At 35.9% G+C, this 16745-nt stretch carries 15 protein-coding genes; 13 read left to right on the top strand and 2 right to left on the bottom strand.

The window, feature by feature from the left end; translation table 11 throughout:
- Positions 1-4 precede the first annotated feature (4 nt).
- Complete coding sequence (locus HND50_13610) at positions 5-844, bottom strand: hypothetical protein (protein ID NOG46272.1); 840 nt, start codon at positions 842-844, stop codon at positions 5-7.
- A 221-nt stretch (positions 845-1065) separates the two neighbouring features.
- Here HND50_13610 and HND50_13605 point away from each other — a divergent pair, with 221 nt between their 5' ends.
- The 8 genes from HND50_13605 (at position 1066) to HND50_13570 (ending at position 8108) form a co-directional block, all read left to right on the top strand.
- The gene (locus tag HND50_13605) at positions 1066-1956 is read left to right on the top strand and encodes an alpha/beta hydrolase (protein NOG46271.1); all 891 of its coding nucleotides are present in this window, start codon (positions 1066-1068) and stop codon (positions 1954-1956) included.
- A gap of 118 nt (positions 1957-2074) precedes the next feature.
- Entirely contained in the window at positions 2075-2575 is a 501-nt protein-coding gene (locus HND50_13600; GenBank protein NOG46270.1) for a sigma-70 family RNA polymerase sigma factor, read from the top strand.
- Complete coding sequence (locus HND50_13595) at positions 2568-3173, top strand: hypothetical protein (protein ID NOG46269.1); 606 nt, start codon at positions 2568-2570, stop codon at positions 3171-3173. Before HND50_13600 ends, HND50_13595 begins: the two co-directional genes overlap by 8 nt.
- A 273-nt stretch (positions 3174-3446) precedes the next feature.
- Positions 3447-4295: a TrmB family transcriptional regulator gene (locus HND50_13590; protein NOG46268.1), complete on the top strand. Its 849-nt coding sequence runs from the start codon at positions 3447-3449 to the stop codon at positions 4293-4295.
- Between the two features lie 34 nt (positions 4296-4329).
- Positions 4330-5058 (top strand): CPBP family intramembrane metalloprotease, encoded by a 729-nt coding sequence (locus HND50_13585; GenBank protein ID NOG46267.1) that lies wholly within the window; start codon positions 4330-4332, stop codon positions 5056-5058.
- Positions 5059-5105: 47 nt separating this feature from the next.
- Positions 5106-7430 (top strand): carboxypeptidase-like regulatory domain-containing protein, encoded by a 2325-nt coding sequence (locus tag HND50_13580; GenBank protein NOG46266.1) that lies wholly within the window; start codon positions 5106-5108, stop codon positions 7428-7430.
- 70 nt (positions 7431-7500) lie between these two features.
- On the top strand, positions 7501-7761 hold the full coding sequence (locus HND50_13575; GenBank protein ID NOG46265.1) for a CopG family transcriptional regulator: 261 nt from the start codon (positions 7501-7503) through the stop codon (positions 7759-7761).
- Positions 7752-8108, top strand: a complete 357-nt coding sequence (locus HND50_13570) for a type II toxin-antitoxin system PemK/MazF family toxin (GenBank protein NOG46264.1) — start codon at positions 7752-7754, stop codon at positions 8106-8108. Before HND50_13575 ends, HND50_13570 begins: the two co-directional genes overlap by 10 nt.
- Before the next feature lie 10 nt (positions 8109-8118).
- Here HND50_13570 and HND50_13565 read toward each other — a convergent pair whose 3' ends face one another.
- Positions 8119-8592, bottom strand: a complete 474-nt coding sequence (locus tag HND50_13565; GenBank protein ID NOG46263.1) for a YHS domain-containing protein — start codon at positions 8590-8592, stop codon at positions 8119-8121.
- A 168-nt stretch (positions 8593-8760) separates the two neighbouring features.
- Here HND50_13565 and HND50_13560 point away from each other — a divergent pair, with 168 nt between their 5' ends.
- The 5 genes from HND50_13560 (at position 8761) to HND50_13540 (ending at position 16624) form a co-directional block, all read left to right on the top strand.
- Positions 8761-9813, top strand: a complete 1053-nt coding sequence (locus HND50_13560) for a phosphoribosylaminoimidazolesuccinocarboxamide synthase (GenBank protein NOG46262.1) — start codon at positions 8761-8763, stop codon at positions 9811-9813.
- An 80-nt stretch (positions 9814-9893) separates the two neighbouring features.
- On the top strand, positions 9894-10589 hold the full coding sequence (locus HND50_13555; GenBank protein ID NOG46261.1) for an HAD family hydrolase: 696 nt from the start codon (positions 9894-9896) through the stop codon (positions 10587-10589).
- Positions 10590-10629: 40 nt separating this feature from the next.
- Positions 10630-11241 (top strand): peroxidase-related enzyme, encoded by a 612-nt coding sequence (locus HND50_13550; protein ID NOG46260.1) that lies wholly within the window; start codon positions 10630-10632, stop codon positions 11239-11241.
- A 231-nt stretch (positions 11242-11472) separates the two neighbouring features.
- Complete coding sequence (gene msrA, locus HND50_13545; protein NOG46259.1) at positions 11473-12015, top strand: peptide-methionine (S)-S-oxide reductase MsrA; 543 nt, start codon at positions 11473-11475, stop codon at positions 12013-12015.
- Positions 12016-12253: 238 nt separating this feature from the next.
- On the top strand, positions 12254-16624 hold the full coding sequence (locus HND50_13540) for a T9SS type A sorting domain-containing protein (GenBank protein NOG46258.1): 4371 nt from the start codon (positions 12254-12256) through the stop codon (positions 16622-16624).
- Positions 16625-16745: the final 121 nt, after the last annotated feature.

Below are 16745 nucleotides of genomic sequence, written 5' to 3'. Positions count from 1 at the left end.
TTTATTAATTTAGCGATGCCTCAAGACCAATGCCAAGAACACCTTCAACCATTCTTTCAAAATCTTCATCCACATAAATTTTGTAAAAAAGTTTAGGTGTTATGTTTTTACCTTTGTAGGCAACACCAAAATCCAGGGCGTTAATAAAACGGTCTGTAAATTCATCAACATCTTCAGAAATAATAGCTATTCCGATAAACTCTAAACCAAAATATATTTTGGGTGTTTCGATACCCATATTTAAACCAAAATGGGCAACAAACTCCGTGTCAGCTTTATTGTCACCCGTGGGTACAAAAACACTTGGGCCAATTTCAAAACCAAAACGAAAACCATTATTATTTGTTTTTTGAACTGCATAATTAAAATATAAAGTTATTATGTCAGGAGAATATTTTTGCATTTCATACGCATTTGGAAGTAAACCAAATGGTGCTGCTTTCTCATCAGCTGTTGGTAAAAAGACCCCAAATAAAGCACTGGATCTTCTGCCGTCTGTAACTTCATTGTTTGATTGGACCCCAATAAAAACGTTCCCCACTCCGCTTTCTTCAAACTCTGGCTCATTCTCTACACGCAGGTTCACTTCCCACTTAACATTACTGATTGGTAACGATGTTACAAAATTATAATTTAAGGTGATTGGAATGTTTGCAGACAACTCATAGAGGCCGGAAAAAGTTGAATAATCTGTTGGACTATCTAACCATGATTTCATAAAACTGACCGCAAATTGTGCCCTATTCGATGGAAAGCCTTGCATGTTAAAAGTTTGGGCAAAAATGCCACCTGTCATGACAAATAAAATCAAAAATGTTTTACTCGTTCTAAAAAGATATCTCATTATTCTACTCCTGGTTCGGTTGAATAGTATAGGATTTGTTACCTGGTTATACGATTTAGGAGACGTATTTAAATAAACCTACAACCTTTAATTGCAAAAGGCAATTCAATTAAAGGCTTTTTATGTCTAAAATGGAAGCAAAAAATAAATAGGTGTAATAAAAATTCTTTTTTCATACTAAAGAAGAAAATTGAAAGTTAATCCAATACAAGGAGCTTAGTATGAAGACAATTATAAATCTTTTCATTTTAGTAGCTATCTCAACATCAACCATTTTTCCTATAAAAGAAAACCCGGCTTTTAAAATAAAAATATATGGCGATGGGCCAAACATGTTTCTTATTCCGGGTGCCACCTGTTCCGGTGAGGTATGGAATGAAACAGTGGAAAAATACAAAAATGATTACCGGATTCATGTTTTTACGCTTGCCGGATATGGTGGTGTAGAAGCTTTAAAATCTGATGAGATTTTGCCGGTAATTAAAGATGAGCTAACGAAATATATTCTTAAACATAAAAGTGAAAATAGTATTCTTATCGGTCATAGCATTGGCGGCTTTCTGGGAATGTGGATGGCCTCAGAAGACAACAATCTTGTAGATAAAATTATTATTGTCGATGCCTTGCCTTTTTTACCAGCCGTAACAAATCCGGCTTTGACGGAAGAAATCGCAAGAACCTCATTTGCAAATTTTAAGGATTTTTACATTAATATGGATAGCACCACAGTGGAAACAAACCAGCGTATGGTTTTGCAGGGTATGATAAAAAACTCCGGGAAAATTGAGTTTGTTCTTCAACAGTCCATCAAATCCGACAAGCGTACAATGGGCGTAACCATGTATGAATTAATGAGCCGTGATTTGCGAGATGATATAGCGGGTATTACAATCCCAACATTAGTATTAACAAGTTTTGACGACAGTTATGATACTTTAATCGGAATGACCGAATCAAAAAAACAGGCACTCTACCAGGATCAATTCAAATTATGGAAATCAAGCAGAGTAAAATTGATCGGCAACTCGCGCCACTTTATTATGCTGGATAACCCTGTAACGTTTTTTGAAGAGATCGATGCTTTTGTGAAAGAAAAAAAGATGTCATTCTGAGAGAAATGAAATGTAACGAAGAATCCCGTTGACGTAGAAAGTAAAAATACCTGATAAAAAACGATGGGATGCTCCACTTTCGTTCAGCATGACAGGATTAATAAAAACAGAAGAAGATATGAGCAACAAAGACCAACTATTTCAGGAAATAATTGACAAGCACAAAGATAAAATCTATCGCATTTGTTATGCCTATTTGTATAATAAAAAACTGGTGGATGATCTCTTTCAGGATGTATTAATAAATATCTGGAATGCTTTGGACCGTTTTAAAGGTGAAGCGCAAATCACAACCTGGCTTTACAGGATTACAATGAACACCACAATCACCTTTAATAAAAATTATGAGAAACAGAAGAAACTCTTTACAAACGAAATCCCGCTAAACATAAAGGATGAATGTGCCCAGACAAGTGAGATTCACAATCAACAAAAAATTGACAAACTAATGCAGTCAATCCAAAAATTAAAAAAAGATGAAAGACTGATTATCAGTTTTGTATTGGAAGAACTATCCTACAAAGAGGTTGCTGAAATCCTTGGGATTAGTGTAAACAGCGTTGGTGTAAAAATTAATCGTATCAAAAAAAGATTATTGGGGATTTATAAAAATGGATGAATTTAAAAATTTAGTTGAAGACTGGAATAGCATCAAAGGTGAAACACCTACAACTTTGAAAGACGCGGATTCGCTTATGGAAAAGCTAAAAAAAATTCAACGCAAGATCCTGTTCTCCAACTTGTTTATGAGCGTTGCCTTTGCATTAACTTTTATCGTACTGGGCTGGGTTTATACTTCTTTTCCCGATCATGGCCCATATTTTTATGGCAGCCTGATCTCAATGTTTATTTTAATGATTGTCACGATGGGATTTTCCTGGTACCAGGTCTTGTTTTGGAGAACACCGGATATGAGCCAGGATATGCTCAGTTTTTCAACGCACATGATAAAAAAATTGAAATATTTGATTTGGATGACAAAAGTATATGTTCCGTTTTACACGCTTATGCTGGCACTGGCTTTTCTATTCTATTTTCAGGATTTACTTGCCGATGCAAGTTTTCAGTTTAAGCTGATTGCTTACACGCTAACATTTGGCTGGATATTTGGAATAGGCATATTTTCCTGGATCCGCAAAAGGAAAAAGCAGAAAATTGAGATTATCCCAATTATTGAACAACTACAGGAAATACAGAAATCCCTTTCATCCGTTTAGAAGGCTAATACATGTCCTTGTAATCACGGGATACTTTGGCAATAACTCACCTCAAAATGATAATGTTTTATAGTTTTAGGGTGGACATAAATATAGAACATAAGTTCAAAACCCACCTGGATTAATCATTTCATTCCCCACAATTACCTTTTAGGTTATGAAGCAAAAACAGCTAGCTCTGCCCAGAAGGAAAAATGCTAAAACAAAAAAACAGATCGTAATTTGTATTAGTAGTAGTAAATTATTATATTTTTGTCTTTTGGAGAGATATTTATGAAACAAGACCGTCTAAAATTGTTGGTATCACTTGGGCTTAACCAGTTGGAAGCAGAAGTATACACTTTATTATTATCTCAAGAACCGATGACTGCCTACCGCGCTGGAAAACTTTTGGGAAAACCTACAGCTAATGTTTACAAAGCAATCGAATCTTTATCCACAAAAGGGGCCATAATTGTAGAAGAAGGAAATAACCGTTTATGTAACGCTATTTCCCCGACAGAATTTTTAAATCAGCTAAAACGGGATTTTTTAAATAAAACAGAACAAGCATCAGATGCCCTATCAAACCTAAAGCCAGAAATTGATGATGAAAGAATTTTTCAGTTGAAATCATTGCCCCTTATAATAGAACGATGCCATAATATGCTTGAAAATTGCCAAACCATTGCAGTGATAGATGCATTTCCAAAACCGCTAGATGCTATTAAACCGGCAGTTGAGGCTGCTACCAAACGAGGTGTGGAAATATTTATTCAAACCTATCAACCTATAAAAATAGAAGGGGCACAAATTACGCTAACACATCAATCTAAAAAAGTGCTTGAATATTGGAAAAGCCAACAGCTTAATATCGTCACAGATGGAAGGGAACACTTAATAGCCCTATTTAACGAATCATTTTCTGATGTTTATCAGGCAACCTGGAGTAAGAATCTGTATTTATCATGTATGCTGCATGCCGGGTTTATTAGAGAACATACAATTCACAAATTAATGGCTGTAGAAAAAAATGAACAGATGGTAGAAGAAATAAACAAGATACTCACTCAGCAAAAGTTTTTTTACAATAGCATGATTCCGGGACAAAAAGAGTTGTTTCTTCGCCACGCGACCCTTTAAAATAATCAATCAATAATTAAATCCGGGGTAAATTATGAACATAAAGAAAACACCATTAACCGCCTTTATTCTTGGCAGTATAATTTATGTTCTTTCGATAATGTTAACTGCCCTATTTTCCCTGATTTTTATTGAAAATTTGGCAACAAAATATATTTGGTTGGATCAATTTGTCCTTAAGTCAATACTTGTGGTGTTGTCGGTTTTGGCAATTATATTTATTGGAAAGAGTACTTTATCGGCCTATGGCTTTAGAAAAGGAGAAAATGTAAAATGGCTCTCTGTTTTCTTTACCGGAGCCGGTCTTGGAGCATTGGCAACAGTTTTAATTTTAGCAACTCCGGCTAAAGGAGTTCCTGAATTAAAGAATTACGGTATAATTCAATTAATCCTTTTAGTATGGTTTTACTCAAGTATCACAGAAGAAATTCTTACAAGGGGGTTTGTCCAGGGTTTTCTTGAGCCATTGAAAACACAGACAATCTCATTTGCTGGAAAAACAATTAGCATTCCGGTTTTTACAGGGGCTTTACTTTTTAGTCTGTTGCATTTAAGTCTGTTTTTTAAAGGGGCAGATATTTACACAGCCGTAATAATTATTTTCTTTACATTCTTGTTAGGCCTATTAGCCGGAACCAATAGGGAAAAATATAAAAGCATTTATCCCGCAATTGTAACCCATATTGCATTTAATATAGGCGGATTATTTGCTGGTATTATTTTCAATATTTTAAAAATAATTATTACAGGACAACATCCTTAATTAAAGACCAATCTTTAGAAATGGAAATTGCAACGGTTTAACTTAAAATGAAAATACTTATATTTTTAATATTCATAATTGTACCTCCAATCTATTGTCAAACGCTTTCAGGATTAATTTTTGATGAAACCCAGGAACAACCTCTGGTAGGTTGCAATATCTCAATCCTTGGTACAAACCGCGGGGCAATTAGCAATAATGAGGGGGCCTACATTCTGGATTTAGTACCAGGAAAACACCAAATAGTTTTTCAATTTATCGGTTACAAAACAGATACACTTTCCTTGACGATAAAAAATAAAAATATCACCAAAACCATTTCATTAATAGCACAACCTTTTATCTCAGATCAAATTGTTGTATTTGCCGGGCAGTATTCTGAAGCCGAGCAGCTAATCCTACGCGCCTCACGAGAGAAAAAGAAAAACCTGAACCTTGTTCAAAACTATTATTGTAAATCCTATACAAAAACATCTATTTCCGGTTGGGCCGACAGTTTAAAAGACCAATATGCGATGCTCATCGAGGCCTATTCTGAACTCACCTGGAATGCTCCCGATGCCTGGCATGAAACAGTGAAAAGCATTAAAACCAGCGCCAATATACCACATTCACTTCCCTGGTTTAACAGCAATACTTTTTTAGATGTCAATGCTGACAGGATCAATCTTGCCAAAAAGGAAATTGTTGGGCCAACTGCGCCAGATGCGATAGAATTTTATCATTATGAAATTGTAGACACACTTTTTCAGGATAATCATCGCATTTTTAAAATGGAGGTTAAACCAAAAGAAAATTTACGGCCACTTATGTCAGGCTACATTTTCCTTATCGATAAACTTTTTCTCATTCAAAAAGTGGATGTCCAGCTCAATCAAAATGCAAATCATGAAATGTATGAAGATATCCATATTATTCAGCAATACAGGCCTTTTGAGGATAATATCTATTTGCCATATTATTCCCACCGGGAAAGTGCCTGGAAATTTGGGCTGCCTGGCTTTCCAAAAATGAAATACCGTAAAAGCAATTTTCGCGAAGATTATCAGATCAACAAAGACAAAAACACATCACTTCAAGGAATTACCAAAATAGAAATTGAGGAAAGTGTATCTTTCGATTCCGTGAAGATGAATATTCCACCATTGTCACAATCGGAAGTAAAGGGCTATGTGTTTTTGGATAGCCTGGTAAACAATGTGACCAAGGTAAAAGTTGTAACAAGCGTGATAAAAATAATTGACTATTTTTCAGATTTACGAAAACTGCCTCTTGGTAATTTCTCTGATTTTTACCGGTTTAACCGTGTTGAGGGAAATTTTGTTGGCCTGGCTTTTGACTCAAAAAAAATAATAAAACCTTTTGACTTAAAGCTTGCATATGGTTATTCCTTTGGTGATGAAAAAAGCAAATTCTCAATTAATCCCGGTTTTTCATTTGCAATTGGTAACACCGGCGTCGGGATAGGCCTCACCCACTTCAACTCTATTGAATCTAGAGAAGATAAAAAACTATTACCTGTCTGGTACAACACTTTTCAAAGCTTTTTTAAAAATTCCGACTATTTTGATTATTATTATTCAAAAGGCTCAGAAGCTAACTTAAACCTTAAAAATGGAAAATATAGTTTAGGCTTTTCTATTTTTGATCGTCAACACAAAAATGCATCTCGCCATTTGCGATATGGCCTCTTTTCCGGTGATAACTTTATTCAAAATCCAACCATTACAATAGGAAACGATAAAGGTTATAAGATCCAGCTTAATTATTCATCAATCGCTTTTAAAGAAACGCCTTTTTTGGATAAGAGAGAAATTAGAAACCGGAATTATTTAGACTTAGATTTATCTTTTGAAAGGGCAACAAAAAAGTACTCTGATTTTAATTATCAAAAAGTAAATGCATCCGTTTCGCTTGGGCAAAATACTTTCTTTTCAGGATTTTTAGATTTGAGCTTTCTGGCTTCGTTGGGCTCGGATGGATTGCCAATACAGAAGTGGAGTGAACTGGAAGGTGGTTTTTCTGGGTACCACCGTTTTAAGACTTTTCGGACACTCGATCAGAATACAATTCTGGGCCGTAATAAGCTCGCCCTTTATAGCGAACATAATTTTCACAATAGCTTGTTCCGTGCCAGCCATATACCTTATATAGAGGATATTAAATATGATCTGCTCTTTATTTATAACGGTGGTTGGGCTGGTAATAAAAAATTTGAAAACCTTTTATCGAAAAATTTCTATAGCGAAGCAGGGTTTGGAATCGGGCGAATTTTCAATTTTTTACAGATAGACTTTGTCTGGCGTGTTCGTAATTTTAGCAATTCAAGTGGTTTTGAGATTTCTATAAAACCAATGGAAATTGAATTTTAAATTTGAAGGAAAACTCTGGTATTGACTTTTGTTATACCAAGACGTATACTTTTTAAAAAAAGGATGAAATATGGCAGGTATAAAAACAGCAATTTCTTTAGAACAGGGTTTATTAGAGCAAATAAAAAAAAATGCAGAAGAAATGAATATATCCCGAAGTAAGTTTTTTTCAATTGCAGTAAAAGAATTTATTCAACGTCGGCAAAACCAAAAAATGCTGGCAAAATTGAATAGTGTTTATGGGGATGAAATGGATACAGATAAGTTTGAAAACCAAGATGCAATGCGGAACAAACAATTTCAATTGCTTAAGGACGAGCCGTGGAAATAAAGCAAGGTGATGTTTTTTGGATAGATTTGGGCATACCAAGCGGTTCAGAACCGGGATACCGTCATCCACATGTTGTTATACAAAATAATGTTTTTAATTTAAGCAAAATAAATACAGTGGTGGTTGCAACAATAACATCTAACCTAAAACGAGCTAACGCCCCCGGAAATATACTTTTAAACAAAGGGGAAGCAAACCTTTCCCGAGATAGTGTTATAAACATCTCACAAATCTTTACTGTTAATAAAAATGACCTGATTGAAAAAATTGGAAGAATATCCAACAAAAGAATTAATCAGGTTTTAGAAGGATTAAGCCTGCTATTTGAACCAAAAGAGCTTCTTTAAAAAACAAAAATCATTGTTCATCCCAGTTTGAATGTGCCAACTTCTTATTTTCTTCCTTTGCGGATAAGAATTCCTGCTTAACATCCTCTGCATGAAAAATATATAGCTTGTTATCTTCAATATGAAATGTAGCAGGATCGCTATCTGCCGTGAATCCTTTGCTGACCGCAAAAGCACAATAGCCGCCAAATTGCGGTGCATATTTTTCAGGATTAGCTGCAAACATATTTTTTGTGGAATCGCTTGTAAAATGCCACTCTGCATTATTCCAAGTATGGGTAAATTGAGCATCACCTTTTACTGCAGATTTTTCTGTAAAGTATGCAACCGGGTCATTGCCGTTTAATGCAAGCCCTTCTTCTAAATTCATTTCATCATGCATGCCCATGGAAATAGGATAAATCTTGTCATTTACAGACATAACAATTGTAACAACAATCAGAACAAAAATAATACCACCGGCAATCATCAATACTTTTTTCATTTTTTACCTCCTAAGATCTGGTTTAATTGTTAAACGATTTGGATTTTGAAATATGGACATTTTTTATAGAATCTATGGTTGTAATAAACCTGTTAAATATTAAATTTATTTCCATTCGAGATTACAGCTTTTATTATCCCTTAAATTTATCAAAAAAAATGGACCTATATGTTAAACCAAAAAGAAATTATTAATCTGGTAGAGGAATATGGCAATCGCGTAAATGAAGGCCGTCCTATTCGCAAAATTATTGAAGACGGTGACTTGCCCAGACTTTCCGGCGCAACAGTTTTGGATGGAAAAGTATCCGACTCCGTTTTTGCCGAAAACCTTAAAACAAAAAATGGTATTCCCATTCGTTTGATGTTTCGGGGTAACCGTATTTCAACACACGATGAAAACCGCGGTGCAATCCCTTTTAAAGATCAGGTTCTAGCTCAAAATCATGACCACATGCTTAATCTTGTAAAGTATGTTTTGGGCACTTCTCAGTTTGATGTACCTGGTTTAAAGCCAAGCTCAACTGTGATTCCTGCAGAAAATCTGCAGCTGATTATGCTGGAAAATGTATTGCGCATGTACATGGCAGAGAGCTCTACATCTACCTCTTTATATCAGCACTGGCTTAAAGCCAAAGAAGAGGGACTTGATAATTTTACTTATGCCCTGCATGCAATTGAAGTTAACAGTTTAGTTCCCAATGGACCACTGGCATATTTAATGGACACTCCCTCAACAAAAGACAAAATTGATAAAACAGTAGACCCTTATTACCTGGTTGAAAATAACATTTGCACGCAGCAACAATATAAACAAATCCGCAATGCATCTATTATGGCCTTTGGAATAATCACCCAATACCTAAAAGAAAAAGGTATGGTGCTGGTCGATACAAAAACCGAACACGGTATTAATTCTAAAGGCAAGATTGTTTCGGCTGATGAACTTTACACCATGGATTCATCACGTTTTTGGAAATTAAACGACGATGGTTCAATTGCCAGCCGCGATAACAAACCTGTCTCTTTTTCAAAAGAATTTGCCCGTGGAATGGTGAAAGAAAAAGGCCAGCAGTTTACTGAAGAGCAAAGTAACGAGATTGCCGTGAGGTATATTCAAGGTTTACAGAATTTAACAGGTAAAAGCTTTGAACCGGATTTAAGACCCCGTGACCAGCGGATTATTGAGTCAACAAATTTAATTCTGGATTATTTATTGTAAAAATTCGTTAAGGTAAATATGGTTGCATTATTGCATCCCTAATTTTACCAAAATCACTATTTTAGAAATGAATTGAAATTATGAAAGAACAAATAAAACTAATCTGTTTTGATGCAGACGACACACTTTGGGTCAATGAGCCTTATTATCGTGAAATTGAAAAAAGGTTTTCCGCACTCATGAAAGAATTTATTGATGAGGATGCCTGCCAGGAAGAATTGTTGAAAATAGAAATTAATAATATTGGATTATATGGGTATGGCGCAAAGAGCTTTATGCTTTCTATGATTGAAACCGCTTTAAAAATTTCTGATCATAAAATTAACCAAAGTAAAATTGGCCAAATCCTGGAGCTTGGTAACGAGCTTATCAATAAACCAGTAGAGCTTTTAGATGGTGTTGAGAATGTTTTAAAGAGCCTCAAAGATAAATATCGTCTAATTGTTGCAACCAAAGGTGATTTACTGGACCAGGAACGTAAGCTGGATAAATCGGGACTTGAACAATATTTCCATCATATCGAGATAATGAGCGAAAAAGAACCCGCAAATTACAAAAAATTAATCGCTCACTTGGATATCCCGGTTGGCCAATTTCTTATGGTCGGCAATTCAGTAAAATCGGATATATTGCCTGTATTGGAAATTGGTGGTCACGCTATTCACATCCCATGTGAAACTACCTGGGCTCATGAACATGTGGAAAATCATAGCACATCAAATCCACGTTTTCAAAAAGTAAATTCTATTTCAGAAATAACCGGATTACTTCTTTAACTGCGTATTTTCCATCCTTAATTTAAAACTGGACTGAAATTTGAGCTGGATAAAAATAATCGAATATGATCAGGCAGATAATCACCTAAAAGCGATTTATGATAAAGTAAAAGGTGCTGATGGAGCTATTGATAATATTTTAAAAGCCCATAGTTTGCGGCCTCACACTTTAACGGGCCACATGGCTCTTTACAAAAACGTCCTTCACAACCTTAACAATTTACTGCCCAAATGGTACCTTGAAACAATTGGGGTTTACGTGAGCATTCTCAATAAATGCGGTTACTGTGTTGATCATCATTTTGCAGGTTTACAAAGACTAATTAAAAATGAAAATGACTGGGATGCTGCAAAAATAAATAAATGTTTAAAAGCCGATTCTCCTCAACAATATTTTAAAAGCAAACTTCTTGCAGGATTGGAGTATGCCAAGGTTTTAACTCTTACTCCAGCCAAAATTGAAAAAAATAGAATTGATGAAATGCGAAAATCGGGGCTAAGCGATGGTGAGATTTTGGAAATAAACCAGGTGACCGCTTATTTCAATTATGCCAATAGAACTGTTTTGGGGCTTGGAATAGAAACAGACGGAGAGCAGCTTGGGCTTTCTCCAAATGACAGCAATGATCCAAATAATTGGGAGCACCGGTAAAACTTCACAAAAAGTTATATTTGTTAACATTTACATAAAATCTCCCCATAATGCTTTCGAACCCTTTCTACGATACGTATATTGGCCTCAATTCAAAACCAAAGGATAAAAATGAGCTTACAAAAACAAACCCGGAAAATAATTTTTATTACACTTATTTCAGGATTATTTTTAACCCTGTTTTCAGTTTATGCTTCTACAACCAATTTTTCGAAAGGTGATGAAAAAGATATGAGTGAGATGAATTTAGAAACAGCCACTTTAGGTGCCGGATGTTTTTGGTGTGTGGAAGCCGTTTTTCAGGATCTGCGAGGCGTGCACTCTGTTATCTCCGGTTATGCCGGAGGCCATGTAAAAAACCCGTCTTACAAAGAAGTGACAAGTGGCAAAACAGGCCATGCTGAAGTTGCGCAGATCAAATTCGATCCCAAGGAAATAAGTTACGAAGACCTGCTTTACGTTTATTGGCTTACACATGACCCAACAACACTAAACCGCCAGGGAAACGATGTTGGCACTCAATATCGTTCGGTTATTTTTTATCATGATGAAAAGCAAAAAGAGATTGCAGAGAAATCAAAAAAAGAGACCGATGCAAATAAGGTTTACCCTGATCCGATTGTAACTGAAATTGAAGCACTTACCGAATTTTACGAAGCAGAAGGATATCACCAGGACTATTTTAATTTAAATCCCAACCAGCCTTATTGCCGTTTTGTGATTGACCCTAAAGTGCAGAAAATGAAAAAAATGTTTAAAGACAAGTTGAAGTAAAGACTTAAAACAAAAAAGATTTTAATACGGTAGGTAAATTAATTCACTTTATCTGCCTTTTTTTCTAAAAGCCTTTCCTCATCAAGAGAATTGTAACCACTCGAATTTTCAAATCGCAATTCTTTTTTTCTACTTCCCCAAATACAAGACCAGGTTTTAAATCATTTTCTTTCAAAATAATCTTTTTGAACTTAGATTAAACCCGTCAAATAATTTAAAACCAACCAATAGAAAAATTATGAAGCTATTTCCCAAAATTCTTTTATTCTCTGTGCTAATTTCAACTTATTTAGTTGCCCAAAACTCAATCATAATAAATGAAATTTTGGCGAGTAATATTAATACTTTTCGTGATGAACACAAAGATTATGATGATTGGATTGAGTTGCATAACGCAAGTACAGAAGCAATTGATGTTGCCGGTATGTTTTTAAGCGACGATCCCGACAATCCGCAGAAATGGCAAATTCCTTCCGGTTTTTCTGAAACAATACTTTACCCCGATAGCTTTCTAATTTTCTGGGCAGATTCCGAACCAATCGAAGGCGTGCTTCACCTTGGTTTTAAACTTTCGTCAACCGGAGAAGATGTACTGCTAACTGATACAGATGGGACAACGATTGTTGACCAAGTTACTTTCCCGGCCCAAACAGCAAACTACTCTTTTGGCCGATCTTCTTTAGATGGAACCTTAAAATATTTTCAACATCCAACACCAGGCCAAATTAATGGCCATGGCTATGCCGGCATAACAGTTTCACCACAACTTTCTGTAGAAGCAGGAAATTATCCCGGCAATGTTGATGTAAGTTTAACTTCAGATGATTCAACAATAGCATACACATTAGATGGTAGCCTTCCCAAAACAACATCCGAGTTATTTTCAAACTCCGTAAACTTGCCTGGCTCATCAGTTTTTTCGGCCAGGGCATTTAAAGAAAATCATATTCCATCAATCCCGGCTGCAAAAACCTATTTTATTTCTGAAAATTTTAATTTGCCTGTTTTATCTGTTATTACGGATCCTGCAAATTTATTCAGTGACTCAATAGGGATTTATCCAAATTATATCAAAGGGAGCGCAGCATGGGAAAGACCGGTTGATATGGATTATATCAAATCCGGAAATGCAGAATTCTCAATCCGAAGCGGTATACGAATTCAGGGACGGACATCCCGTGTCTTACCGAAAAAATCCTTCCGCATATTTTTCAAAACAGGTTACAGCATGGATAGATTAAACTATGATATGTTTGACCTGCCGACAGTGCAATCATTTAAGAATCTTGTATTACGAGCCGGATATGATGATGATATTTCCCCGGCAAACAGTAAAGGCACGCTGCTGCGCGATCCATTGACAAGCGGGCTTTGGCAAAAAACCGGCGGTCTAACAGCATCAGGAAATTTTGCAATTCTCTATCTTAATAATGACTATTGGGGTATATATAATATCCGGGAAAGTATTAATGAATATTTTATAGAAGATCATCTGGGTCTGGCGGATTTTGACCTTATCCGCTATGATAAAAAAGGGCCGCTTTTGCAATGGGGCACATTTGATGAATGGAATGCTATGTGGGATTTTTTCGAAAACAGTGATTTTACTAGTGATTCCGTTTATCAAAAAGCGACCACCATGATTGATATAGAAAACTTTACTTCACTTCAGGCATTGGTACAATGCACAGAGTACCGCAGTTGGCTTTGGGGCGTTTTTGCTTTTAAAGAAAAGGATGCGGCCGGTCGCTGGCGTTGGGCAATTTGGGATATGGACCGAACTTTTACAGACAAAACCTGGGAAAACGTCGCCTTTTATCAGAGTACGGTAAATGAACGTTGGGGCAACCTGATGATGAAAAAATTGTTGGAAAACGAATCTTATAAAATAAAGTTTATTAACCGTGTTTCAGATTTTTTTAATGAGCTTTGCAGGAGTGATAGTGTATTTACAATGATTGACTCACTTGCCGGACTTATATCGGATGAAATCCCAAATGAAGCTGTGCGTTGGAATAGCTCGGTAAGCAAATGGAATGATAACCTTGATCATCTTCGTGATTTTGCAACCGACCGGCCGGATATTGTCAGGAATCATATTAAAGATCATTTTGGCCTGGATGCTGCAAAAACAATTACAGTTACACAGGATGAGAATAAAGGCAGCCTAAAAATAAATTCTATTAATGTAGATCAATTTTCATGGTCCGGAAAATACTTCCCGGGAATCCCGATTCAGGTTACAGCCATCGCGAAACCAGGTTTTGAGTTTGCCGGTTGGAGCAATTCAGAATTAGAACAGAATAGTTCTATAACAGTTGACCCTGCAGATATTTCAACGCTGGAACCTATTTTTATAAATGCATTTGAATCTGATTATTATGAAATAATTGCCCCGGCAGTTGTAAAAACCAATGATCTTGTTCCAGTAATTTTTAGAGTACGATCTGTTAACAAAGAGATAAACGCCCTTGTTTCAGATTCCCTCACTTTCCTTCATGGCGATGCTTTCGCTGACTCCAGCTTTAAGCTAAAAAAGGGAACCGGTATCTTTTTTGGTGAAAACAGCAGTGAATCAGATTTTCAACTTTATATAAATCGAGAAGGATTTGAAAGTGAAAGCAAAAATATAAAAGTAGATAATACTTTGGAACAAGTGCATTATTCCGGGTCAATCTCCGGCGAAATGATAGTTTGGGATAATCAGGTTGAACACATCATTGACGACGACTTGAATATTACAGGTGGTTCAACCTTGTTAATCAAATCTGGAACACGTGTTAAAGTAAAAAGACATGTAAATATTGCAGTTGCAGGTACCTTATTAATTGAGGGCAATAAAAACTATCCCGTTGTATTTTCAAGTTATAACCCTGGTGAATCCTGGGGTGGAATTGAATTTTACAACTCCGACTCACGAATAGAATACAGTTTTTTTCTTGAGGGTGGTGGTGACCCAACAAAAGGATGGGCGCATATGAACATTCAACCCACTTTGTTTGCAAAGGAAAACAGCTCTGTCACAATGGATAATGTTTATATTTTAAAATCTATTGGTAAAGCCGTGGGGAGCATATACAGTAATTTTACTATGCAAAACAGTGTTACATCAAGGGCTTTGCATGGCGGAGAATTTCATCATTCTAAGGTACATATTAACAAATGCTATTTAATTGATATCCCTGATGATCTGAGTGGTCCACCCTCCTCAGATTTTGACAATGATGGATTTCATATAGATTATGGTGCCACAGATGGCAGCTATTCACTCATCGAAAACAGCTTTTTTATTGATGGTAAGGACGATGCAATTGATCATAATAGAGGCAACCTAATGATAAAAAACTGCTGGATTGAGGGGTGGGTACATGAAGGCGTTGCGGCATCAGGTAAAGATACAGTACGAATTTTTAATACCGTTTCGTTACGAAATTTTAATGGATTTGAAGCAGGTAATGGCAGTCCGCAAGTTTTTGTAGATCATTCTGTGGCAATAAATAATGTTCATGGATTGCGTTTTGGAGATAGTTATCATACCCCAAATACTGGTCATATTACAGCAACAAACAGTATCTTTTATAATAACAGTAATCTAAATATCCGTAATTATACTAAGGCCGAACAGGGACCGTATGAAGGTGGAATTGATGTTTCGTACTCCATGACTAATGATACGCTTTATGATGATTTGCCGGGCAATATAACCGGCGTTCCATTATTTGATGAGTATTATTTTTTGAAACCACAATCACCCGGAACCAGCGCAGGTATTGGCGGGAGTGATATGGGCCTGGTTGATGAACTCAGTTTAAAATCCAGCTCGGTAATAATAAATGAGATTATGTATAAGGCATCGCTTACGTATGAAACCGAAGACTGGATCGAACTTTATAATCCTTCTTCTAATGCCAAAAATATTTCCGGTTGGGTTTTAAAAGATGACAAAGATGATACACCATTTACCATTCCCCAAAATACTATAATAGGAGCGAATGGATATCTTGTTTTTTGCCGAGATACTACTGTTTTTAAATTGCAGCATCCTGATGTAACAAACATTGTTGGGAACCTGCCTTTTGGGCTCGGCAAAGATGGTGACATAGTTCGGTTATTTAGCAGTTCCGGCATTGCTATAGATCATGTTGAATTTGGGATAAGTGCGCCATGGCCTTCTGCGCCGCGTGGCAATGGGCCAAGCTTAGAGTTAACAAGCCCTTTTAAAGACAACGCATTAGCAGATTACTGGATTGCTTCTCAAATAGTTAAAGGAACACCCGGATCTCAAAACACAGTTTTTACATCAATCAAGAAAAACCCAAAGGTTGTTTCCGAGTACGAACTCTTTCAAAACTATCCAAATCCATTTAATCCTGTAACAAATATTAAATTTAATTTAGTTGAGCCGGCAAAAGTGTCGCTGACTATTTATAATATTCGTGGGCAAAGAGTTATAAAAATATTAAAGAACTTTCCAAAATCCTCCGGAAGTCATAAAATGGAAATTGATCTTTCAGGCTATGCGAGCGGTGTGTATTTTTATCAACTTATTATGAACGTCAAAGAAAAAAGACCCATTGTTCAAACTAAAAAAATGATCTTATTAAAATAGTATCAAATGATACCATAGCTTGTCTTTTTAGAACATTTAATTGCCTAAAGGGATGAGCTCAATATACTGTTGAACGACGCGTTTAGACAAGCGTGTAATTAAAGAAATAGAATTAATATCA

This window comes from Calditrichota bacterium (assembly GCA_013112635.1).
Lineage (GTDB): Bacteria > Calditrichota > Calditrichia > Calditrichales > J004 > JABFGF01.
This window is presented reverse-complemented; position numbering and strand designations above follow the sequence as displayed.